Origin of the sequence: Dokdonella sp., from assembly GCF_017744955.1 — a bacterium.
Classification (GTDB): Bacteria; Pseudomonadota; Gammaproteobacteria; order Xanthomonadales; family Rhodanobacteraceae; genus Dokdonella_A.
In genome coordinates this window covers 24,188-44,651 of sequence record NZ_JAGIAG010000012.1, presented here as the reverse complement: position 1 = coordinate 44,651, position 20,464 = coordinate 24,188, and the positions used below count along the sequence as shown (strand labels likewise).

Sequence of the window (20,464 nt, the reverse complement as noted above, 5' to 3'; positions counted from 1 at the left end):
TGCTGAACTGGAGAATCGAGATGGGGAAGTCGCTGCACATCAAAACACTGGCTGCATCGATCGGCTTCGCGCTGGCCGGCGCGGTGATGCCGATCCACGCCGCGACCTTCGACAAGGTCGCCACTAGCGAACAGGCCACGTCGGTTCGTCGGCCCTACATCGTCAGCTTCGTCGAAAGCGGCTTGCTGCATTACAAGGGCGAAGCCAACGGGCTCGCCGCGACTGCACCGTCGTCTCTGGGAACGCGCAAGCTCGCCGCGAATTCGCCGGCGGCGGTCGCCTACAAGGCCTATCTCTCCACTCAGCGCGACACGCACATGGCGGCGATCGCGGGCGCGCTCGGCCGCGAGCTGACGCCGACGCACAGTTACGCGATCACGATGAACGGCGTCGGTCTGGATCTGACGATGAGCGAGGCGCGCACCATCGCCGCTCTTCCCGGCGTGAGCAAGGTGGTGCGTGCGCGCGACGAGCGCGTCGACACCTTCCGCGGTCCGGAATTCATCGGTGCACCTTCGATCTGGGACGGCAGCAACGTTCCCGGCGGAACCGGCACGCGAGGCCAGGGCGTGGTCGTCGGCGTGATCGACACCGGCGGCAACGCCGCTCATCCCTCGTTCGCCAACGATGCCGCCTGCGGCTTCAACGCGGGCAATCCCAAGCTGGTGAGTTCGGCCGACTGCTCGACCAGCAGCGGCGGCGTCTGTACCGGCACCAACCCCGAAGCGAACGCCGGCAACGGCCACGGCGTGCATACCGCCAGCACGGCGGCCGGCAACACGTTGACCACCTCCGCCGTTCCGCCGCCGGCGCTGCCGACGGATGCGCCGTTCATGTCCGGCGTCGCGCCGTGCGCCAGCGTGCGCACCTACAAGGTCTGCGCGACCACCAACTGCGCCGGTACCTGGATTCTGGCCGGCATGGAGAACGCGATCGCCGACGGCGTCGACGTCATCAACTTCTCGATCTCCGGCGGCGACGATCCGTGGAACGACGGCGATCGCACCTTCCTCGACGCGGTCGATGCGGACATCTTCGTCGCCGCTTCCGCCGGCAACACGCGTGCGGAGACGCCCGATCCGGTCGGCCAGGTCAACCACCTCGGCCCGTGGGTCACCACGGTGGCCGCTTCGACCCACAACCGCAACCCCGCTGCGACGGGCATGCTGTCGGTCACCGGCCCCGGCACGCCGCCGGCGCAGTTGCAGAACATCGTGCTGGATCCGGGCTCGGGTTCGGACACGGGACCCGCGGGTGATCTGCCGATTCGCAACTACACCACCAACAACACCGGTTGCACCTCCACCGGCGGCATTCCGGCCGGCACGTTCACCGGCGCGATCGCCCTGATCAGCCGCGGCGACTGCACGTTCGAGGAAAAGGCCAACAACGCGCAGGCCGCCGGCGCGGTCGTCGCGATCATCTACAACAACGCGGCCGGCCGCCTCAGCCCGATCGTCGGTTCGGCCACGCTGCCGACCTACGGCATCCCGCAGACCGACGGCCAGGCGATCGCCTCGTTCATCAACTCGAGCGCGCCGACCGCCGTCACCACCACGTTCACGCCCGGCATCGTCCAGGGCGACGTGCTCGGCGACTTCAGCCTGCGCGGTCCGAGCCGTCTCGTCACGCAGACCAAGCCGGACATCACCGGCCCCGGCGTCAGCATCTACGCCGCGATGGACACCGGCACGGCCGGCCAGTACGGCTACATGAGCGGCACTTCGATGTCCTCGCCGCATCTGGCCGGCGCCGGTGCGCTGGTGCGCGCGCTGCAGCCGAACTGGACGCCGTCGGAAGTGAAGTCGGCGATGATGCTGACCGCATTCACCGACGGCCACAAGGAAGACACGACCACGCCGTGGGATCCGGACGACGTCGGCGGCGGCCGCATCGACATGACCAAGGTCGCGAAGGCCGGCTTCGTGCTCGACGAGACCTTCGCCAACTACCTCGCCGCCGATCCGGCCTCTTCGGGCGATCCGAAGACGCTGAATGTGGCGAGCATGCGCAACATGAGCTGCACCGATTCGTGCGACTGGACGCGTACGCTGCGCAACACGCTCGGCCAGCCGTCGAGCTGGACGGTGACGGTCAACGCGCCCGACGGCCTCGACGTCTCGGTCGACACGCCTTCGTTCTCGTTCGACGGCACCCTGACCGACACGCAGGCGATCACGGTCACGGCGACGCCGACCACCACGCTCAGCAACATCACGTTCGCCGAAGTCGTGTTCACCGAAGCCAACGGCCTGGCGCCCGACGCGCACATGTACGTCGCGGTCAAGGGCAGCGGCAACCCGCAGCCCGACGACGAGATCTTCAAGGACGGTTTCGACGGCTCGTCCGGCTCGGCCGGATTCTCCGAGAACTGGGACAGCTACACGGCCGGCAACAACGTGCACGGCCAGGGCGGCTGGAAGGGCTGGGCGAACGACGCGGCCGCCGGCGCGACCGTGGTCACCACGCAGAGCGTCAGCGCGCCGAACTCGATCGAGATCAAGGAAGGAAGCGACCTGATCCACGAGTTCACGGGCTACACCAGCGGTTCGTACACGATCACCGCGAAGCAGTACATTCCGGCGACGTTCTCCGGCAAGTCGTACTTCATCTTCGAGAACGTGTACTCCGACACCGACACCAGCATCATCAGCTGGTCGACGCAGGTGTACTTCGACAGCGCCACCGGAACCCTGGCGAACGAAGACGGCGCGGCGAATCCGGGCAGTGCTTCGTACGTGACCGGCCAGTGGGTGGACATCAAGCTCGACGTCGATCTCGACAACGACCTGCAGACGTTCTACTACAACGGTGCCCAGCTCTATTCGGGATCGTGGACGCAGCAGTTCCCGAATCAGGACGTGCCGGGAAGCCTGAACATCGGCTCGATCGATCTCTACGCGAACGGCGCGAGCGCGATCTACTACGACGACATCCACATCACGCAGAACCCGTAGGCCGAGCTGATACGGCCTTCGGACTCTGTTCGGAGTCCGAAGGTGCCGGTCCAGTAGAAGAAAAAGCGCCGCCCGATGGGCGGCGCTTTTCTTCGTCGGCGACCGGTTTGTCGGCAGCCGGTCCGCCGACCATCGGCGAGCGCGAATTCGGGCGCTGCGGTCGAGGTGTCCTCAGCACTCGATGACGTTCACCGCCAATCCGCCGCGGCTGGTTTCCTTGTACTTGTCCTTCATGTCGCGGCCGGTCTCGCGCATGGTCTTGATGACCTTGTCGAGCGAGACGCGATGCTTGCCGTCGCTGCGCATCGCCATGCGTTGCGCGTTGATCGCCTTGACCGAACCCATCGCGTTGCGCTCGATGCAGGGAATCTGCACCAGGCCGCCGATCGGGTCGCAGGTCAGGCCGAGGTTGTGTTCCATGCCGATCTCGGCGGCGTTCTCGACCTGGTAGATGCTGCCGCCGAGCGCGGCGGCGAGTCCGCCGGCGGCCATCGAGCAGGCCACGCCGACCTCGCCCTGGCAACCGACCTCGGCGCCGGAGATCGAGGCGTTCTCCTTGTAGAGGATGCCGATCGCGCCGGCGGTCAGCAGGAATTCGATCACGCCGTCCTCGTTCGCCTTCGGGCAGAAGCGTTCGTAATAGTGCAGTACGGCCGGCACGATACCGGCGGCGCCGTTGGTCGGGGCCGTCACCACGCGGCCGCCGGCGGCGTTCTCCTCGTTGACGGCGAGCGCGTACAGGTTGACCCAGTCGAGGATCGTCAGCGGATCTCGCAGGGACGCCTCGGGCCGTTCGCGCAGTTCGCGTGCCATCGCCGGTGCACGGCGCTGCACGTGCAGGCCGCCGGGCAGGGTGCCGGTCTCGCGGATGCCGCGCGCGACGCAGTCCTGCATCGCCTTCCAGATCATCAGCAGGCCGGCGCGGATCTCCGTTTCGCCGCGCCAGGATTTCTCGTTGTCGAGCATGACCTGGGCGATCGTCTTGCCGGTCCGGTCGCAGATGGCGAGCAGTTCTTCGCCCGAGTGGAACGGATGCGGGAGAGGCGTCGTGTCGGCGACGATGCGATCGTCGGCGGCCTCGTCCGTGTTGACGACGAAGCCGCCGCCGACCGAGTAGTAGTCGCGCGTCGCGATCAGCTCGCCGTCGGCGCCGTAGGCGCTGAAACGCATGCCGTTGGAGTGGTAGGGCAGGCGCTGGCGCTTGTTGAAGACCAGGTCCTTCTTCTCGTCGAAGGCGATCTCTTGGCGGCCGAGCAGGTGGATCTTCTTCTCGCCGCGGATGCGCTTGAGCGTGGCCGGGATCGAATCCGGGTCGATCGAGTCCGGCTGCGCGCCTTCCAGGCCGCACAGCACCGCCTTGTCGGTGCCGTGGCCGCGTCCGGTCAGCGCCAGCGAGCCGAACAGTTCGCACTGCACGCGTGCGACGCGTTGGAGTACGCCGGCCTGCTCCAGCCAGCGCTCGCCGAAGCGCGCGGCCGCGCGCATCGGTCCGACCGTATGCGAAGAGGAAGGTCCGATGCCGATCTTGAACAGGTCGAAGACGCTGACAGCCATGAATGCCTCGAAGCAGATGCGGACGGCACGCGCACGCCGCCGCGGAAGAAGGTGCGGCTATTCTACGGTTTTGCCGGAGACGCACCGCATGCGGTGGATTCTTTTCCAGCGCGACGATTGTCCCTTGTGCGACCAGGCGCTGGCCGTGCTCGCCGCCGCGCGCTTGCCGACCTTCGAGACGCGCTGGATCGACGACGCGGACGACCTCGAGGCGCGCTACGGCGCGCGCGTGCCGGTGCTGCGCGACGACCGCGACGGACGCGAGCTGGACTGGCCGTTCGACGCGGAAGGCGTGCGCGCATTCGTCGACGCGCGCGATTGATGTGGCGCACCGCGGGCGACGTGTCGGCGATCGCCGCTTCAGTGCGGCTGCGGCGGGCCCCGGAAAGCGTGCGGCGACGAACCCGAGCTGACGCTGCTTCGCCGTGCGCGCAGCCGCGCAAGGCTTCGCCGGCACGCGCTTGCAGTCCCCGGGCGTGCGCGGTACATAGACTTTCCGCTTCATCGCGACTCGCAGCGAGAGCGTCCATGCGTATCGGAACGATCCCCCTGATCCTGAGCGCCTTCCTCATGACCGCCACCCCAGCTCAAGAAGCTCCGCGCACGCCGGCCACGACTTCCGCCGAAGGTCGCGCGATCCTGCACTCCGCCCTGGTCGAACTCGCCGCCGGACTCGGCAAGCCCGCCCAGCTCGACGTGAAAAGCCTGCGTGTGTCCGGCGAATGGGCCTTCGTCTACGCCTCGATCCAGGGCGCCGGCGGCCGACCGATCGACTACCAAGGCACGCCGTTCGCCGAAGAGGCGGAGGCCGGCCTCAAGTCGCACGTCTACGCCGGACTGCTGCGCGGCAGCGGCGAGCATTGGACCTTGGTGGCGAGCGTGGTCGGTCCGACCGACGTCGCCTGGACCGACTGGGCACGCCAGTACTCCGCGCCAGCGGCGATCTTCGAGCTCCCCGCCGACTAGACCAGTCTCTGCCGGGCCGCTCCGATCGCGAGCCGCTCCAATTCACATCGGCCTCACAGGAGATCGTTGCGGTCCACTGCCGCGTTCTGCCGTCGCTGCGATCGCAGGCTAGCGCTGCAAATCCCGGGCTGCGCGCAAACGAAAACGCCCCGGCAGGCTTTCGCCATGCCGGGGCGTCGTCGTCTCGGAACTTACGGCGGAGACAGGTAATACGTATTGCCGTACGGATTGCCGTAGGTGATGCGCTGCGTACCGTCCGCATTGCGGTTGTTGGAACCGATCAGCGTGAGCTTGCCGCCGTCGTTGCTGTAGACCAGTTCTGTGTGCTGGCTGCCGTTGATGACGGCGACGTCGCCGGGCTTGGCGTGCGCCGCATCGACGACCTTCCAGCCCTGCGCCTTCAGGCGCGAGGCCATGTCGGCGACGCCGTCGGAGTGCCAGTTGATCAGGCCGGCCTTCTGCAGGCAGGCGGTGACGAAGTTGGCGCAGCAGACGTCGCTCGGCACGTTCGGATTCATCGGTAGCGCGCCGCTCTTCTTGAGCTCGGACGCGTTGCGCTCGAGGAACTGGTTGGCGATCGCCGCCGGGTTGCCGCCGGTCGGCTTGCCCGCGCCCGGCGTCTGCCCGACGCCGCCGGTGCTGTTCGCGCCGTCGGTGCCGCGCGTGCCGCTGCCGCCGCCCGGGATGTTCACGTGCTGGCCCGGGAAGATCAGGTTCGGATTGCCGATCTGCGGATTGGCCGAGATCAGCGCCGCCAGCGAAACGCCCTTTTGCGCCGCGATGCCCGAGAGCGTATCGCCGCTCTTCACCGTGTAGCTGCCGCCGGCCGCGCTGCCGCCGCCCGGAATGTTCACGCTCTGGCCGGGGAAGATCAGGTTCGGGTTCTTGATCTGCGGGTTCGCCGAGATCAGCGCCGCGAGCGAGACGCCCTTCTGCGCCGCGATGGCCGACAGCGTGTCGCCGCTCTTGACGGTGTAGCTGCCGCCCGCCGGCGAGGCCGCATCCGGATTCGGCTTCGACGGCGTGCCGACCGGCGTATTGCCGGAGCCCGGCTGCGTCGGCGATGCGTTGTTGAAGATCGCATTGGCGTTCGCGATGCGCGATTCCATGTGCGGAATGCCGGGGCGCTCGTACTTGTTGCAGAAGATCTGCGCCGCTTCGGAGGCCGAAGTCGCGCCCTTCAGCGCATTGCCGGCGCCGCGCTCGGTCGTGGTCAGTTCGTGCTGGATGAATTCGAGTTGCTCGCGGAACGTCGACTGATGGATGTCCTTGCCGGCCCAGGCCTTGAACGCGGCCTGGCGCGGACCTTCCCACTGCGCCAGCCCGTAGCCGGGGCCGCCGCCGTCCTGGCCGCGATTCGGATCGACGCCGCTCTCGGCCTGCAGGTTGCCGACGATGCCGGCGGCCTGCGCACGCGACCAACCCTGGCTCTCGAAGAAGCCCATCGCTTCGTTGATGCGGCCCTGCTGCGAATTGGGCGCGGCGCCCGACACGCCGCTCGGTCCCTGAGCGCCCTGCGCGGCGCCGTTGGCGCCGCCGGCGCTTCCGCCGCCGCCGGGGATCGACAGCGATTGACCCGGATAGATTACGTCGGGATTGCGGATCTGCGGATTGGCGGCGAGCAGGTCCTGCAGGGAAACGCCTTTTTCGGCCGCGATCTTCGACAGCGTGTCGCCGCGCTGGATCGTGTAGTCGTTGTTGGCGGCGCCGTTGCCGGCGAAGGAACGGGTGGCGGAGACAGGACTGACCATGGCGAGCCTCGATGGAAAGTACGGAAACCAGTGCTCGCGACTTCAGCACCTTCGGTCGTACCTGCCCATCCGTGTCGGCCCTAGCTAGGGTTTTCCCTAGAGCCGTCTCGTTCGATTTTCGGCGCTGCGCCGCCTCGAAGTCGTCGCGTTCGATCGCGCGCGAACCGCTGCGCCGATCAGCAGCCCGCGGCCTGGTCGGCGAGCTTCAGCAGTTCCGCGGTGAGTCGATCGCGCTCGCTCGCCGTCAGCGGGCTGAACTCGAAGATGTCGCTGAAGTAGAGCCCGTCGAGCGCGAGGCTGACCACCGCCGCCAGTAGGAAATTGCCGCCGGCCGAGCGCAGCTGGTCGAAATGCTCGGCGATCTCGCGACGCGGCCGGTCGAGCAGGCTGGGAAAGTTCGCCGCCGCGGCGAGGAACGAGCGCGAGGCGGCGGGCGAGTGCAGATCCTTGCCGCTCATCTCGACCGCCGCTTCGATGAAGGCGCGCAGATACGTCGCCGGCGCGCCGCCGAGTCGCCGATGCACGTCGGCGACGCGTTCGGCCTCCTGGTCCATGTGCCGGTCGACCATGCCCTTGAGCAGGGCTTCCTTGTTCGCGAAGTGGTACAGCAGGCCGCCCTTGCTGACGCCGGCGGCCGCGGCGACCGCGTCCAGAGTCAGATTGCCCGCGCCGACCTCCATCACGACGTGTTCGGCCGCTGCGAGGATGCGTTCGCGGGCGCTGGCTCGGCGTTTCGTGGGCATGAGGCGGCTGCGGGTTGACGGCGAAAATCGAACTATATACTGTACCGTCCGGACGGTATACAAGAAGACCAATATGAACTCTCCCATCCCCCTGCGCCTGCAAACCACTCCCTTGCCCGAACCGCCGCCGGCCGCCGACCGCGGCGCAGCCTTCACCGCCCTGATCTGGATCGAGGAATTCGTCGCCTTGGCGCAGCGCGCCCTGGCCGCCGAGGACGACGAACAGGAACGCCGCCTCTGCGAAGACGAGCTCCTGCGCCGCGTGCCTTATCTGCGCGCGGCCGGCGTGTTCGACGTGTTCGAGGTCCGCCATCCGGCGCTGCGCGCGATGATCGAGGATTGCGCCCTGCCGGAACTGCGCTCGGTCGCCTGAGCGTAAAGCTCCGAACGAAGTGATCGGCGACAGCGGCGCGATGCGCCGGCGGCTTCGCGCATCGCCGCCGCCGATGTGTCGCGGCGGAAAGCATCTTCGGACAAAAGAAAACGGCCCGGTCGGTGACCGGGCCGTTCTTCGGCGCGAAGTCCGCCGGCGTCAGATGGGCATGAAGATCTTCAGGCCCGTGCGGCTGGCGTCGCCGGCCAGCGTATTTCTCTCGATGAAGTCCGACGCCGAGCTGTGACCGTCGCCGAGCGTGATGGCGGTGTGGCCGTACTTCGCGCCGAGCGCGGTCGAGGTGTGCTCCCAGGTGAGGACGAGGCCGGGAATCTTGAGCGCCTCCGACAGCGGGATGTTGATCTGCTTGAACTTGTCGCGCGGCAGGTTATCGTCGATCTGATTGCCGTTGCCCCAGACCTTGATGCCGTACGTGTTCTGGATCGCGCGGCTCACACCGGTCGCGCACAAGCCTTGCGACTGGTAGCCGCCCATGCCCATCGCCGCCGAGCGTGCCGCATCCGCGAGCCGCTGGCTGCTGTTGACGCCCTTCACGTCCGACGGGCCGGTCGAGCCGTTGACGCCGGACGATCCTTGCGATCCGGACGACGAACCGCCGCCCGGAATGTGCACGGCCTGGCCCGAGTAGATGAGGTTCGGATTCTTGATCTGCGGGTTGGCCGAGATCAGCGCCGACAGCGAGACGCCGTGCTGCGCGGCGATGCCGCTCATGGTGTCGCCGTTGCGCACGGTGTAGCTGCCGCCGCCGTTGTTGCCGCCGGCGCTCGGCGAGCCGCCCGGGATGTGCACGGTCTGGCCCGGATAGATCAGGTTCGCATTCTTGATCTGCGGATTGGCCGCGATCAGCGCAGACAGCGAGACGCCGTTGCGCCCGGCGATGCCGCTCATGGTGTCGCCGCTGCGCACGGTGTAGCTGCCGCCGTTGTTGCCGCCGCCGCTCGGCGAGCCGCCCGGGATGTGCACGGTCTGGCCCGGATAGATCAGGTTCGCATTCTTGATCTGCGGATTGGCCGCGATCAGCGCGGACAGCGAGACGCCGTTGCGTCCGGCGATGCCGCTCAGCGTGTCGCCGCTGCGCACGGTGTAGTTGCCGCCGCCCGCGCCGGGTGTCGACGGCTTGGGCGTCGACGGCGTGTCGCCGCCCGGCTTGGGGCTGTTGCCGCCCGGCTGCGACGGCGTGGCGTTGTTGAAGATCGCGTTGGCGTTCGCGATGCGCGATTCCATGTGCGGAATGCCGGGACGCTCGTACTTGTTGCAGACGATCTGCGCCGCCTCGGAGGCGGTGGTGGCGCCCTTCAGCGCATTGCCGGCGCCGCGCTCGGTCGTGGTCAACTCGTGCTGGATGAATTCGAGCTGCTCGCGGAACGTCGACTGATGGATGTCCTTGCCGGCCCAGGCGCGGAAGTCCGCCTGGCGCGGCGCTTCCCACTGCGCCAGCCCGTAGCCGGGGCCGCCGCCGTCCTGCGCGCGGTTCGAATCGACGCCGCTCTCGGCCTGCAGGTTGCCGACGATGCCGGCGGCCTGCGCGCGGGTCCAACCCTGGCTCTCGAAGAAGCCCATCGCCTCGTTGATGCGCCCCTGTAGCGAATTGGGCGTGGTGCCCGATACGCCGCTCGGTCCCTGCGCACCCTGCACCGCGCCGTCCGATCCGCCGGAACGTCCGCCACCGCCGCCGGGGATCGACAGCGACTGGCCCGGATAGATCACGTCCGGATTGCGGATCTGCGGATTGGCGGAGAGCAGGCTCTGCAGCGAAACGCCGTGACGCGCGGCGATGCCCGACAGCGTATCGCCGCGCTGGATCGTGTAGTCGTTCTGGGAGGCCTGCGCGGAGAACGCTCGATTGCTGGAGACGGCACTGACGGACATGGGGTCGGGCCTCGCGGAATGTAGTGATTCGCAAGTTGGCCATATCTTTTTCGCTCCGCCCATCCGCATGTTCCCTAGCTAGGGTCTGCCCTAGGAGGCGCGCGACGGGAGCCTTCTCGGCGACAGGGCGAGGACGGTTCTTCGAGCCGCCGGGCGCGCCGCGAAGGGAGGGAAGAAGCGGACGTCGCGCAGCCCGGATGGCTGTTGCCATCCGGGCTGCGCGGTGAGGCTTGAAGGCGGCGGCGGACTCGTCGTTGCGCGATCGGTATGTTCGATGCCACCGATGCCCGGCTGATCCGATCGAAACGCGCGAGGGATGCTGGCGCTAATCTGGATCGGCTAACAGGTCGCCTTCGACGAGAAGCTAGAGCAGCGACTTGGCGTGATCCAGCACGCTGGAGCAGGCCTTCTTGGTCAGCTTGTCCTTCATCCCGCCGAGCTGTCCGCCGCCGAGGTTGCCGAGGTCGACGCTCTTGCCGTCGCCGGTCTTCAGCATGCCATTGGCACCGTCGGCGTAGTCGGCTTTGTCGGCCTCCGACGCATCGTCGCCACCCACCTTGCCGAGCAGCTTGTCCTTCAGCCCGCCGGCGGCATCGCCGCCGAGGTAGTTGTTCTTCACGCAGTACTCGATGACGCCGGCCGCGTTGCCGGCGCTGCCCGACGCGAGCGAGGACAAATCCGCACCGCCGACGGCGCCCTTGAGAGCGCCCAGATCCTGGGCGCCGGCGGTTCCGCACAGGGCGATGCAGCCACCGGCGGCGAGTGCGAGAACGATCTTCGACTTCATGGCGATGACCTCTCTTCGGAAGCGCCGCGCGGCACCATGCCGCGCGGCGGAAGAGGACTGTGCTCGTCGTCGCCTTAGGAAGACGTGAAGCCGACGTGTCGTTGGCAGGTCAATCGAAGCCGTCGGCGAAGATCAGATCGTTCTGCAGGCGCGCAACATAGACGTCCTGCGGCGGCGGATCGCCGGCGCCGGGAATGGTGACGACACCCGTGGCGATGATCTGCGTGCCCTGCAGGGCGAGGCCGAGCACGAACTGCTGCGACGGACTGGTGCGTTCGAAATCCAGCAGGACCTTGCCGAACGTGCCGAACTGCCCGTCGAGGCTGCCGTCGGCGTTCAGGCGGGCAAGCGCGCCTTTCATGCCCAGCGGCGACAGGTTGTGCTGGGCGATGCCGCCGATGATCAGCTTGCCGTTGGACTGCTCGACGCCGGCAAACGCGCCGTCGGCTCCGTTGGGGATCAGGTCGAAGCTCAGCACCGTCTTGCCGCCGATACCGAAGGTGACGTCGGGAGATCCGTCTGGCATCAGGCGCGCGACGGCCATGTCGTTGTTCACCGCGCTCGAAGAGGAGGTGTCGGCGGCGCCGATCAGCACGATGCGGCCGTCGTGCCGCAGCAGCATGCGATAGCACAGATCGTTGCCGCTGGCGCCGAGATCGAAGCCGATCGTCGCGCGACCGTCGCCGTCGAAATCCGCATCGAGCTGCCCGTTCGGCAGCAGTCGTGCGACCGCGAAGTCCAGACCGTTTCCGACGGTCTGTGCAACGCCGCCGACCAGGATGCGTCCGGCGGGGTCGACGGCGACGCTGCTGGCCTCGTCGGTCTTGTTGGAACTGGCGGGAAAATCGAAGCCGACGATGACGCGCCCGGTCAGGTTGAAGGCTGGGTCGCGCGTGCCGTCCGGCAGTAGCCGCACGATCGCGAAATCGTCGCCGTTGGACGCGGAATTGGCCATGCCGACGGCGACCAGCTTGCCGTCTGGCTGGATTGCGATGCCGCCGCCGATGTCGGCATTTGTGCCGCCGTTGTCGAACGCCACCACGACTTTGCCTGTGCCGTTGCCGAAGCTCGTGTCCAGCGTGCCGTCCGCGTTGAGCCGCGCGATCGCGAAATCGGAATTGCCGGCGGCGTTGGTCGAGCCGACGACGACGATCTTGCCGTCGCTTTGCAGCGCGATCGCGTTGCACTGATCGTTGCTGCCGCCGAAGTCCACGGTGACTTTCCCGTCGAAGCTGAAGCTGGTGTCCAGTCCGCCGTCGGCGAGATAGCGCACGACGAGGAAATCGGTGCCGGAAGGCCCGTTGGCGCCCAGCGGAGCGCAGGTGAGGATCCTGCCGTCGGGCATGACGACGGGTGCGACGGGCAACTGGAGTCCCGCCTGGCTCACGCCCGCAGTGGTCGTCCCGCCGACGCCGAAGGTCGGGTCGAGATCGCCGTTGGCGGCGAGCGACGAGGCGGACGAAAGAACGAAAACGAGCGACGGCAGCGAACGCAGCCTGTTACGCATGACAGCCTCCCCTGATGGACGAGGCCGTCACCGCCGGTGAGCAGGGGCCTCGCCGCCGATTGTCGCACGCGCCCGCCGCGACCGGCGGATTTTCAGGCGCGCTCGGACGCGCCGCGCAGGCGCTTGAGGATCTCCGCGCGCGCCTCGCGCAGGATCGAGTCGCGGTCGAGGTCCTCGACGATGCCGGCGACGACGCGCTTGGGGCCTTGTTCGCCCCAGGACTTGCCGGCGACGAGGTATTTCTCGGCGGCGCGGCCGACCAGTTCGGTCGCGTACCAGGCGAGCGCGCCCTGCGCGCCGGCGGTGACCACCGTCGACAGTCCCGCGCTGACGCCCTTCAGCGCCGAGGCGACCAGATGCACGCCCCAGATCGCGCCCATCAGTGCGGCGAGCTGCGCGCTGATCACCGCGATCAGCGAGCCGGCCTCGACCTTGGTCAGCGGCAGGCCGTAGACGCGGCCGAGGTGCATGACCAGCGCCGCGTCGAGCGCGCCGGCGGCGAGCAGGTCGGCGACCGGAATCGGATTCAGCGCGACCGCGACCGCCTTCGCCAGGCAGTACTGGCGGATCACCTTCGCGGCGAGATCGCGCCGCGCCTCGGCGATGCGCGCGCCGACCTGGTCGGAAACGCGGCCGGCGAACAGGCTCGCGTTCAGCGCGGCCAGCGTCTTGCCTTCGCGCTCGACGATCGCACCGAGGCGCGCGCGCAACGGTTCCAGGTCGGGCGCGCGCTCGGCGAGTTCGGCGTGCTCGACGCCGTTCGCGTCGACGCGGATGCGCTTGTGCGGTGCGGGCTGGGCGCTGATCGCGACGACGTCGTCCGCGCGCACCAGGCCGTGCGCGTGTTCGCGCAGGCGTTCCAGCAGGCGCTCGCGCTCGTCCTCGCCGTAGCGGTCGGACTTGTTCAGCGCGAGCAGCAGCGGGTGCTCGGTGCGCGCGAGCAGTTGCAGCGCGTCGCGCTCGCGCTGCGTCATGTCGCCGTCGACGACGAACACGACCAGGTCGCTGACGCCGGCGACCTCGAAGGCGAGCCGTTCGCGCGCCTCGCCGTCGAGTTCGTCGATGCCGGGAGTGTCGATCAGGTGCACGCCGCTGCCGGCGACCTCGCGCCACGGACGCTGTCCGGCTTCGCGCGTGGTGCCGTGCAGGACGCCGACGGTGAACGCGTCCTCGCCGAGCAGCGCGTTGGCCAGCGCCGACTTGCCGACGCTGACACGGCCGAACACGGCGATGTGCAGCTCGCCGCGCTCGAGCTTGCCGAGCATCGCTTCGAGCCGCGCGAAATCGGCCGCGAGGCTGCCGCGCACGGCGGACGGAATCTGCGGATCGTCGAGCAGGGCGCGCAGGCTCGCCGCGGCTTGCGCGTGGTGCGCCTCGCCGCGTGGCGCGTCGGCATCGATCGACGGCGCCGCCTCGCGCGCGAAGCTCCGCTGCAGGCGTCGCCAGAGCGTGCCCAGTTGACCCATGCGAACGTTTCCTCCTGGCGTGGCGCGCCGGTCCGGTTGGCCGTCCGCCGCGGCGCCAGTATGCCGGCGCCGCGCGGGACTTCAATCGCCGGTCCCGTCGCGTCGGTTCAAGCGCGCCGATTCAGTCGCGCCCGATTCGATCGCGCCCGCTTCAATCGCGCCCGATTCAATCGCGTTGATTCGGGCGCATCGGCTCAACCGCGCCGGCCGGAGCGCGCGGGCGCGCGCGAGGACCGCTTCGGCGGCGGCTCGTAGCCGACGATGCCGCGCTCGCGCGCCCATACGATCGCGGCGCCGCGGCGATGCACGTCGATCTTGGAGTAGATCGTCGCGACGTGGTTGCGCACGGTGTGCGGCGAGAGGCGCAGTGCGCGCGCGATCTCCGCGTCGCTGCGCCCTTCGCAGAGCAGGCCGAGCACCTCCAGTTCGCGCGGCGTGAGGTCGGCCAGTTCGCCCTTGCCGGCGACCGTGCCGCGGCGCACCTGCGCGAGCTTGTCGATCACCGTGCGGCTGAACCACGAGGCGTCCTGCATGACCGCTTCGATTGCGGCGACGAGTTCGACTTCCGAGCGCTTGCGCTCGCTGATGTCCTGGAACACGCACAGCGCGCAGGGCGTGTCGTCGATGCGCACCATGCCGGCCGAGGCGAGGCAGTCGATCTCGCCGCCGTCGCCGTCGCTCAGTGTCAAATCGCGATGCCGCGCGCCGCCGTCGCCGGCGACCGCGGCGAGCAGGTCGGCGAACGCCTGCGGTTCCCGCCATACCGTCAGCGCGGTGGCGTCGCCGTCCAGTTCCGCGGCCGTGCGGCCGGTCGCCGCGAGGAAGGCGTCGTTGGCTTCGAGCAGCCGCGGCGGCGACAGCGCGATCAGCGTCATCGGTACCGGCGCCAGGCGAAACGCGGTGGCGAAGCGCTGCTCGCTGTGGCGCAGCGCGTCTTCGGCCTTCTTGCGCAGGTCGAGGTCGATGAAGGTGAACAGCATGCACGCGTCTTCGTCCATGTCGATCGGCTGGCCGGCGACGATGACGAACTTGGTCGAGCCGTCCGACAGGCGCAGCGTCGCCTCGCTCTGCGCGACGGTGTGTCCGGCATGCAGGTTCGCGATCGCCTCCTCGCGCCGCGCGATGCCTTCCAGCACGTCGAGCTCGTAGACCGAGTGGTCGAGCACGTCCTCGCGCCGGTAGCCGGTCATCTCGAGGAAGCCGGCGTTGACCTTGACGTAGCGCAGATCCGCGATGCGGCAGATCAGCGCCGGCGCCGGATTGGCGGCGAAGGTCTTCTCGAAGCGCTGTTCGGCCTCGTAGCGCTCGGTGACGTCGTCGATCGTCAGCGCCAGCGATTCGGTGCTGTCGGAAACGTCGGTGAGGACGATGCCGCGCATGCGCAGGATGCGGCGGAAATCGGCGCCGTCGCGGCGTTCGACGTCGACCACCAGATCGCCGAACGATTCGCCGCGCAGCAGGCGCCGCAGCGGGTACTGCGCCGCCGGCAGCGCGTGGTGGTTGCGGTAGCGCAGCCGAAAGTGTCGCGCGTATTCGGCCGCGTTGCGGCCCAGCTGGGGCAGCGAATCGACGCCGTGGGCGGTCAGCGCGGTCGTGTTCGCCCAGACGACGCTGCCGCCCGGATCGAGCAGCACCACGCCTTCTGCGAGGCCGGAAACGAGCTGCTCCAGCTGGCGCCGGTCGACCGGAGGCGTGGCGGGTTTGCGCATCGTGCGTTCCAGTTGGGGGTGCATCCGTCGTGGGAGGGCAAAAACTACCACGGCGGGGGAGTAGGGCTGCTCTGTCGGGCATCGCCGGCGGCGTCTAGTTTCTGTGGCGTTCGCCGCACGACGGCAGACATCGACAGGAAGGAGACGAAAGATGAACGTGCCACCGAAAACCGCACCGAAGCCTTTTTCGACCGCTGCCCACGCCGGTGCCACCGGCCATACCGAGCCGCATCCCGCCCACGAGAGTCCCGGCCGCCGCGAGCGGGACGACGAAGGCCGCGACGAGGACGAGGCCGATCGCGGAGGATCCGGGCAGCGTCGTCCGAGTCGGGGCGAACCGGACAAAGATCGTCCGGAGCGTGGCGGCGAGCAACGCCGCAGCGGAATGGCCGCCGCGTCGCTTGCCTTGTGCAGCGCCGTCGCGAGCGCGCTGCTCGCGTTCGCTCCTGCAACGCCGGTGCAGGCGGCGCCGCAGGATCGCAACGCCGACGAAGCCGATTCCGCGCAGCCGGTGACCGACAGCTGGATCACCGGCAAGGTCAAGGCCGAACTGGCCACCACCGAGGGCGTGCGGAGCCTGGACATCAGCGTGACCACCGTCAACGGCGTCGTCACGCTGACCGGCGTGCAGTCGACCGAGCTGGCGGTGAAGAAGGCGGTCGCGGCGGCCAAGGCGGTGAAGGGGGTCAAGGAAGTCGACGCGGCGGGGCTCAAGGCGAAGTCCTGAGCGCCGTCGATCATTCACTCAACCATTCGGAGAGAAGCCATGAACGAAGACAGGATCAAGGGCCAGTGGAAGCAGCTGACCGGCAAGCTGAAGGAGAAGTGGGGCAAGCTGACCGACGACGACCTCACCGTCGCCGAAGGCAACAGCGAATACCTCGCCGGCAAGCTGCAGGAGCGCTACGGCATCGCCAAGGATGAGGCGAAGAAGCAGATCGACGACTTCCAGCGCGGTCTGTGATGGACGCGGGGCGGCGCTTGCGCCGCCCCGCCATCAGGCCTATGGCGGCGTTTGCGTTGCTCCGCCGTCAGAGGCATGCGGCGGCATTTGCATTGTCCTGCCATCAGGCACACGGCGACGTCCTTGCCGCCGCGCCATCAGGCCTATGACGGCACTCGCGCCATCTCGCCGTCAGGCACGCAGCGGCACCCGCGCCGCTGCACCATCGACACACACGGAGAACGAACCATGCGCAAGTACGTCCTGGCGTGGCTGCTCGGCATTCCCGCCGGTCTGCTGGTGCTGATCTATCTTTTCAGCCGCGTGTTCTGAGCCGGCGGCGCCGCCGGCTACTTCTTGGCACCGAGCTGCAGATGCCCGTGCACCGGCACGTCGGCGCCGACGTCGGACCAGTCGCTGCCCGCACCGAGGCCGTAGTCGGCGCGCTTGAGCACGGTGTCGACGTCGAGCGTGGCGGCGTCGCCGGTCTCGGCGAACTTGACCTTCAGCGTGACCGGCGCGGTCTTGTCGCGGATCGTCAGCTTGCCCTTCGCCTCGACGCCGCCGTCGGCGGCCTTGGCGAACGACTCGGTGACGAAATGCGCCTTCGGTGTCTTCTTGACGTCGAAGAAGTCCGAGCCGTGCAGCGAGTCGTCGCGATCACCGTTGCCGGTGTCGGCGCTGGCGAGATCGATGGTGACGTCGAACTTCGACTTCGACAGGTCGTTCGCGTCGTAGGCGATCGTCGCGTCGAACTTCTTGAACGTGCCGTCGAAGCCTTCGCCCTGGTAGCTGCCCTTGAAGGCCAGCGTGCTCTTGGCGGTGTCGACCTGCCAGTCGCGCGCGACGGCGGACAGCGGCAGCAGCAGGGCCACGCAGATCATGGAACGCAGCATGTCGTACTCCTCGTGCGGATCAGGAAACTTCGGATGACGGCGCGCGCCCGGCGCGATTGCGCCACGGCAGCATGCGCACCAGCGTCTCGTCGCGATTGTGGAAGTGATGGATCAGGGCGGCGGCGGCGTGCCCGGCGGCGACCACCACCAGCACCCAGAACAGCAGCTCGTGCGCGCCTTCGGCGAACTCCTTCACGGCCTCGTTCTTGCCGCCGGTCAGGTTCGGCAGCGGGAACAGGTTGAACCAGTACAGCGGACGCAGGCTCGAGGCGGAATCGAACAGCCAGCCCGACAGCGGCACGGCGAAGATCAGCACGTACAGCAGCACGTGGCCGAGACGCGCGCCGAGCGCCTGCCAGTGCGGCATGCCGGCGACTTCGCGCGGGCGCGGATCGAACAGACGCCAGCCCAGGCGCAGCACCGCCAGGGCGAGGATGGTGATGCCGAGCGACTTGTGGAACGAGTAGACCGGAATCGAACTCGGCCGCTTCGGCAGCTCGACCATGACCAGGCCGATGATCGCCTGCGCGAGGATCAGCAGCACGATCGTCCAGTGGAAGAACTTGGCCAGGCTTCCCCAGCGCGTCGCGTCACTTTTCAGCGCCATCTTTTCCTCCGTCGGCGGTGGTGGGCTTGGCGGCGTCGCCGTCGCGGATGCCCTCGATCTCGAAACGCAGCGAGACGTCCTCGCCGACGACCTCGGCGTAGCGCTTCATGCCGAAGGCCGACCGTTGCAACGTCGCCGTCGCCGAGAAGCCGGCCTTGCGCTTGAACAGATACGGGTCGTTGGCGACGCGGTTCAGCGTGAACGCGACGTCGACGGGCCGGCTCTCGCCGCGGAACTGCAGTTCGCCGTGGATCACGCCGTCGCGTTCGCCTTTCTTTTCCACGCTGCGGCTGACGTAGCGCGCGGTCGGCCAGCGCTCGACGTCGAGCAGTTGGCCGGAGGTCACGGTCCGGTTCCACTTCTCGTCGCCGAGGTCGGCCGAGGCGAGGTCGATCGTCACGTCGACGCGGCTCGCGCTCCAGTCCTCGGCGTCGAACGCGAACCAGCCGTCCTTCACGCGCAAGCGGCCGAGCGGATGCGAGAAGCCCTGGTGCGCGGCGCTGAACCAGATCTGCGTGTGCACCGGATCGAAGCGGTAGGTTTCCGGCGCGGCCGCAGCGGCGCCCGGCAGGGCGAGAGCAAGCGCGGCGAGGATCGGGCGGCAGAGGCACATGGCCGACAGCTTGGCAAAAAGCGGCAGCCTAGACTAGCGCCGTGGCGTGAACGCTGCATTCACCGTTCCGCCGCTGGGGAACGGAACGGCGGAGCGCCGCCTAGGATTCAGCGCCGTTGCCGCGATCGCCGCGCGCCGCCTCCCACGCCAGTCGCGCGACGCGCTCGACGCGTTCGCGCGCGGGCTCGGCGAGCAGCGCGCGCACGCGCGCCTCGACGTCGGCGGCGTCGAGCGAGGCGCGCTCGGCGAGCGTCGCGGCGAGCGCGTTGCCGAGACTGTCGAACACCAGCCCGTAGGCGATCGCGTGCAGCACGCCGCCGCCGAGCGTGCCGAGGCCGGGGAACGCCTTCAGCGCGTTGCCGGCGATCGCCAGCACGATCGCGGTCGTGTTGCGCACGGTCAGGCCGACGCGCGCGAGCAGGGCCTCGACGTCGAGTTCGCGCACCGGCACGCCGTGGATGCGCGCCAGTTCGCGCACCAGCGCGGTGCCGAGCGCGCCCTGGATCAGGATGTCGCTGCCCGGCGCGACCGCGGCCAGCGCGCCGACCACCGCCCGGCGCGTGTACTTGGCGACCGTGTCGACCGCTTCGCGCGCGGCGGCAGCGCGCGCGAGTTCGTCGCCGCGGCGGCCGACCTCGGCCAGCACGGCGGCTTCGCGCGCGGGTTCGAGCGCCGCCGCGCCGGCGCGCGTGAGGTCGACCAGCGCGCCGGTCAGCGCGCCGATCTCCGGTACGCGCTCGCGTTCGACCTTCTCGCGGCGGCCGTCGGCGAGCGTGCGCTCGTAGCGCTCGCTGCCGCCGGCGCTGATCGCGACGACCGCGCGCGCCTGCGCGGCGTAGCGCTGCTCGAAACGCCGCAGCAGCGCATCGCGCTCGGCGTCGCTGTAGAGATCGGCCTTGTTCAGCACGAGCAGCAGCGGCTTGCCGAAACGAGCCAGCCAGTTCAGCTCGGCGTCCTGCGCGCGGGTCAGGTCGGAGGCGCACAGATAGACGACCGCGTGCGCGCGCAGCGCCTCGTCGCGCGCGAGCTGCTCGTGCACCTTGCCGTCGACCTCGCCGCTGCCGGGCACGTCGGCGAGGATCAGCTCGCGGCCGTCCGGCAGGCGGCCGCGATGGTGCGCGACGATGCGCGTGGTGCCGCCGCGCACGTCGATCGCCGGCAGCGCCTCCGGCGCCAGCGCGCGGATCAGGCTGGACTTGCCGGTGGAGATCTCGCCGAACAACGCGACGTAGACCTCGCCGGCGGCGCGGCGGCGGTCGAGTTCGGCGAGTTCGGCTTCGAGCGCGGCGGTTTCCGCGCGGCGTTCGCGCAGCGCGTCGATGCGTGCGTCCACTTCGCCGCGCGACACCGGGATCGCGGTCGGCACGGCGGACTTGGACGTCGGCCGCGCCAGCCGCCACAGCAGCCACAGCAATGCGCCGAACGCGAGCGCGACCGCGGCGATCAACGGCAGGCGCAGCCACAGCGGCAGCTCGGCCAGGCGCTGATAGAACTCGAGCAGGCTGTTCAGCGTCGCGACGACCAGACCGATCAGGATGGCGCCGCCGACGGCGAGCGCCGCGAACAGGATCAGGCGTAGCGGAAGGCGTGGCTGCGGCATGGACGTGTCCGGTGAACGTCGGCATTCTAGTGGGATTGCTTGTGCGATCGTCCGTGATCGCTGTGGCTTGGAGGCTTCGGGGTCCGTGTCGGTCGAGCCCTC

At 68.8% G+C, this 20,464-nt stretch carries 19 protein-coding genes; 7 read left to right on the top strand and 12 right to left on the bottom strand.

Annotated features, from left to right (window positions below; all coding sequences use genetic code 11):
- The first annotated feature begins 20 nt into the window (after window positions 1–20).
- The gene (locus J7520_RS17520) at window positions 21–2,957 is read left to right on the top strand and encodes a S8 family serine peptidase (protein ID WP_291191143.1); all 2,937 of its coding nucleotides are present in this window, start codon (window positions 21–23) and stop codon (window positions 2,955–2,957) included.
- Between the two features lie 171 nt (window positions 2,958–3,128).
- Here J7520_RS17520 and J7520_RS17515 read toward each other — a convergent pair whose 3' ends face one another.
- Window positions 3,129–4,511, bottom strand: coding sequence for an L-serine ammonia-lyase (locus J7520_RS17515; protein ID WP_291191138.1), 1,383 nt, complete (start codon window positions 4,509–4,511; stop codon window positions 3,129–3,131).
- Window positions 4,512–4,599: 88 nt separating this feature from the next.
- Between J7520_RS17515 and J7520_RS17510 the strand changes: the two genes are divergently transcribed.
- A complete protein-coding gene (locus J7520_RS17510; RefSeq protein ID WP_291191135.1) occupies window positions 4,600–4,833 on the top strand; it encodes a glutaredoxin family protein in 234 nt (77 codons plus the stop codon).
- A 206-nt stretch (window positions 4,834–5,039) separates the two neighbouring features.
- Window positions 5,040–5,477, top strand: coding sequence for a hypothetical protein (locus tag J7520_RS17505; protein WP_291191132.1), 438 nt, complete (start codon window positions 5,040–5,042; stop codon window positions 5,475–5,477).
- A gap of 191 nt (window positions 5,478–5,668) precedes the next feature.
- On the opposite strand, the gene J7520_RS17500 is transcribed toward J7520_RS17505, so the two are convergent.
- Together J7520_RS17500 and J7520_RS17495 are read right to left on the bottom strand one after the other, a co-directional pair.
- Window positions 5,669–7,228, bottom strand: coding sequence for a phage tail tip lysozyme (locus tag J7520_RS17500; RefSeq protein ID WP_291191128.1), 1,560 nt, complete (start codon window positions 7,226–7,228; stop codon window positions 5,669–5,671).
- Between the two features lie 176 nt (window positions 7,229–7,404).
- The gene (locus J7520_RS17495) at window positions 7,405–7,971 is read right to left on the bottom strand and encodes a TetR/AcrR family transcriptional regulator (RefSeq protein ID WP_291191125.1); all 567 of its coding nucleotides are present in this window, start codon (window positions 7,969–7,971) and stop codon (window positions 7,405–7,407) included.
- Between the two features lie 73 nt (window positions 7,972–8,044).
- Between J7520_RS17495 and J7520_RS17490 the strand changes: the two genes are divergently transcribed.
- Window positions 8,045–8,344 carry a hypothetical protein gene (locus J7520_RS17490; RefSeq protein ID WP_291191122.1) on the top strand — a complete coding sequence of 100 codons (300 nt, stop codon included), beginning with the start codon at window positions 8,045–8,047 and terminating at the stop codon, window positions 8,342–8,344.
- Between the two features lie 159 nt (window positions 8,345–8,503).
- Here J7520_RS17490 and J7520_RS17485 read toward each other — a convergent pair whose 3' ends face one another.
- The 5 genes from J7520_RS17485 to J7520_RS17465 form a co-directional block, all read right to left on the bottom strand.
- The gene (locus J7520_RS17485; protein ID WP_291191118.1) at window positions 8,504–10,234 is read right to left on the bottom strand and encodes a phage tail tip lysozyme; all 1,731 of its coding nucleotides are present in this window, start codon (window positions 10,232–10,234) and stop codon (window positions 8,504–8,506) included.
- 364 nt (window positions 10,235–10,598) lie between these two features.
- Window positions 10,599–11,021 (bottom strand): DUF2501 domain-containing protein, encoded by a 423-nt coding sequence (locus J7520_RS17480; RefSeq protein WP_291191115.1) that lies wholly within the window; start codon window positions 11,019–11,021, stop codon window positions 10,599–10,601.
- Window positions 11,022–11,130: 109 nt separating this feature from the next.
- The gene (locus J7520_RS17475) at window positions 11,131–12,528 is read right to left on the bottom strand and encodes a hypothetical protein (RefSeq protein WP_291191111.1); all 1,398 of its coding nucleotides are present in this window, start codon (window positions 12,526–12,528) and stop codon (window positions 11,131–11,133) included.
- Window positions 12,529–12,620: 92 nt separating this feature from the next.
- A complete protein-coding gene (locus J7520_RS17470; protein ID WP_291191108.1) occupies window positions 12,621–13,994 on the bottom strand; it encodes a GTP-binding protein in 1,374 nt (457 codons plus the stop codon).
- A 194-nt stretch (window positions 13,995–14,188) separates the two neighbouring features.
- A complete protein-coding gene (locus J7520_RS17465) occupies window positions 14,189–15,703 on the bottom strand; it encodes a helix-turn-helix transcriptional regulator (protein ID WP_291191106.1) in 1,515 nt (504 codons plus the stop codon).
- Window positions 15,704–15,854: 151 nt separating this feature from the next.
- On the opposite strand from J7520_RS17465, the gene J7520_RS17460 reads away from it, so the two are divergent.
- The 3 genes from J7520_RS17460 to J7520_RS17450 all read left to right on the top strand — a co-directional run bounded on the left by J7520_RS17460 (window position 15,855) and on the right by J7520_RS17450 (window position 16,979).
- Complete coding sequence (locus tag J7520_RS17460) at window positions 15,855–16,430, top strand: BON domain-containing protein (RefSeq protein WP_291191103.1); 576 nt, start codon at window positions 15,855–15,857, stop codon at window positions 16,428–16,430.
- A 39-nt stretch (window positions 16,431–16,469) separates the two neighbouring features.
- On the top strand, window positions 16,470–16,667 hold the full coding sequence (locus J7520_RS17455; RefSeq protein WP_291191100.1) for a CsbD family protein: 198 nt from the start codon (window positions 16,470–16,472) through the stop codon (window positions 16,665–16,667).
- Window positions 16,668–16,790: 123 nt separating this feature from the next.
- A complete protein-coding gene (locus tag J7520_RS17450) occupies window positions 16,791–16,979 on the top strand; it encodes a hypothetical protein (protein ID WP_291191097.1) in 189 nt (62 codons plus the stop codon).
- A 17-nt stretch (window positions 16,980–16,996) separates the two neighbouring features.
- On the opposite strand, the gene J7520_RS17445 is transcribed toward J7520_RS17450, so the two are convergent.
- The 4 genes from J7520_RS17445 to J7520_RS17430 all read right to left on the bottom strand — a co-directional run bounded on the left by J7520_RS17445 (window position 16,997) and on the right by J7520_RS17430 (window position 20,362).
- Window positions 16,997–17,542: a YceI family protein gene (locus tag J7520_RS17445; RefSeq protein ID WP_291191093.1), complete on the bottom strand. Its 546-nt coding sequence runs from the start codon at window positions 17,540–17,542 to the stop codon at window positions 16,997–16,999.
- Between the two features lie 19 nt (window positions 17,543–17,561).
- The gene (locus J7520_RS17440) at window positions 17,562–18,149 is read right to left on the bottom strand and encodes a cytochrome b (protein WP_291191091.1); all 588 of its coding nucleotides are present in this window, start codon (window positions 18,147–18,149) and stop codon (window positions 17,562–17,564) included.
- Window positions 18,133–18,762: a YceI family protein gene (locus J7520_RS17435; RefSeq protein WP_291191088.1), complete on the bottom strand. Its 630-nt coding sequence runs from the start codon at window positions 18,760–18,762 to the stop codon at window positions 18,133–18,135. Before J7520_RS17435 ends, J7520_RS17440 begins: the two co-directional genes overlap by 17 nt.
- A 100-nt stretch (window positions 18,763–18,862) precedes the next feature.
- Window positions 18,863–20,362, bottom strand: a complete 1,500-nt coding sequence (locus J7520_RS17430; RefSeq protein WP_291191085.1) for a GTPase — start codon at window positions 20,360–20,362, stop codon at window positions 18,863–18,865.
- Between the last annotated feature and the right edge of the window lie 102 nt (window positions 20,363–20,464).

Coding starts and splice junctions, on each gene's coding strand:
- J7520_RS17470 (WP_291191108.1), bottom strand. CDS start 13,994: ATGGGTCAACTGGGCACGCTCTGGCGACGCCTGCAGCGGAGCTTCGCG.
- J7520_RS17445 (WP_291191093.1), bottom strand. CDS start 17,542: ATGCTGCGTTCCATGATCTGCGTGGCCCTGCTGCTGCCGCTGTCCGCC.
- J7520_RS17490 (WP_291191122.1), top strand. CDS start 8,045: ATGAACTCTCCCATCCCCCTGCGCCTGCAAACCACTCCCTTGCCCGAA.
- J7520_RS17495 (WP_291191125.1), bottom strand. CDS start 7,971: ATGCCCACGAAACGCCGAGCCAGCGCCCGCGAACGCATCCTCGCAGCG.
- J7520_RS17460 (WP_291191103.1), top strand. CDS start 15,855: ATGAACGTGCCACCGAAAACCGCACCGAAGCCTTTTTCGACCGCTGCC.
- J7520_RS17475 (WP_291191111.1), bottom strand. CDS start 12,528: ATGCGTAACAGGCTGCGTTCGCTGCCGTCGCTCGTTTTCGTTCTTTCG.
- J7520_RS17465 (WP_291191106.1), bottom strand. CDS start 15,703: ATGCGCAAACCCGCCACGCCTCCGGTCGACCGGCGCCAGCTGGAGCAG.
- J7520_RS17430 (WP_291191085.1), bottom strand. CDS start 20,362: ATGCCGCAGCCACGCCTTCCGCTACGCCTGATCCTGTTCGCGGCGCTC.
- J7520_RS17440 (WP_291191091.1), bottom strand. CDS start 18,149: ATGGCGCTGAAAAGTGACGCGACGCGCTGGGGAAGCCTGGCCAAGTTC.
- J7520_RS17435 (WP_291191088.1), bottom strand. CDS start 18,762: ATGTGCCTCTGCCGCCCGATCCTCGCCGCGCTTGCTCTCGCCCTGCCG.
- J7520_RS17520 (WP_291191143.1), top strand. CDS start 21: ATGGGGAAGTCGCTGCACATCAAAACACTGGCTGCATCGATCGGCTTC.
- J7520_RS17505 (WP_291191132.1), top strand. CDS start 5,040: ATGCGTATCGGAACGATCCCCCTGATCCTGAGCGCCTTCCTCATGACC.
- J7520_RS17485 (WP_291191118.1), bottom strand. CDS start 10,234: ATGTCCGTCAGTGCCGTCTCCAGCAATCGAGCGTTCTCCGCGCAGGCC.
- J7520_RS17455 (WP_291191100.1), top strand. CDS start 16,470: ATGAACGAAGACAGGATCAAGGGCCAGTGGAAGCAGCTGACCGGCAAG.
- J7520_RS17500 (WP_291191128.1), bottom strand. CDS start 7,228: ATGGTCAGTCCTGTCTCCGCCACCCGTTCCTTCGCCGGCAACGGCGCC.
- J7520_RS17510 (WP_291191135.1), top strand. CDS start 4,600: ATGCGGTGGATTCTTTTCCAGCGCGACGATTGTCCCTTGTGCGACCAG.
- J7520_RS17480 (WP_291191115.1), bottom strand. CDS start 11,021: ATGAAGTCGAAGATCGTTCTCGCACTCGCCGCCGGTGGCTGCATCGCC.
- J7520_RS17515 (WP_291191138.1), bottom strand. CDS start 4,511: ATGGCTGTCAGCGTCTTCGACCTGTTCAAGATCGGCATCGGACCTTCC.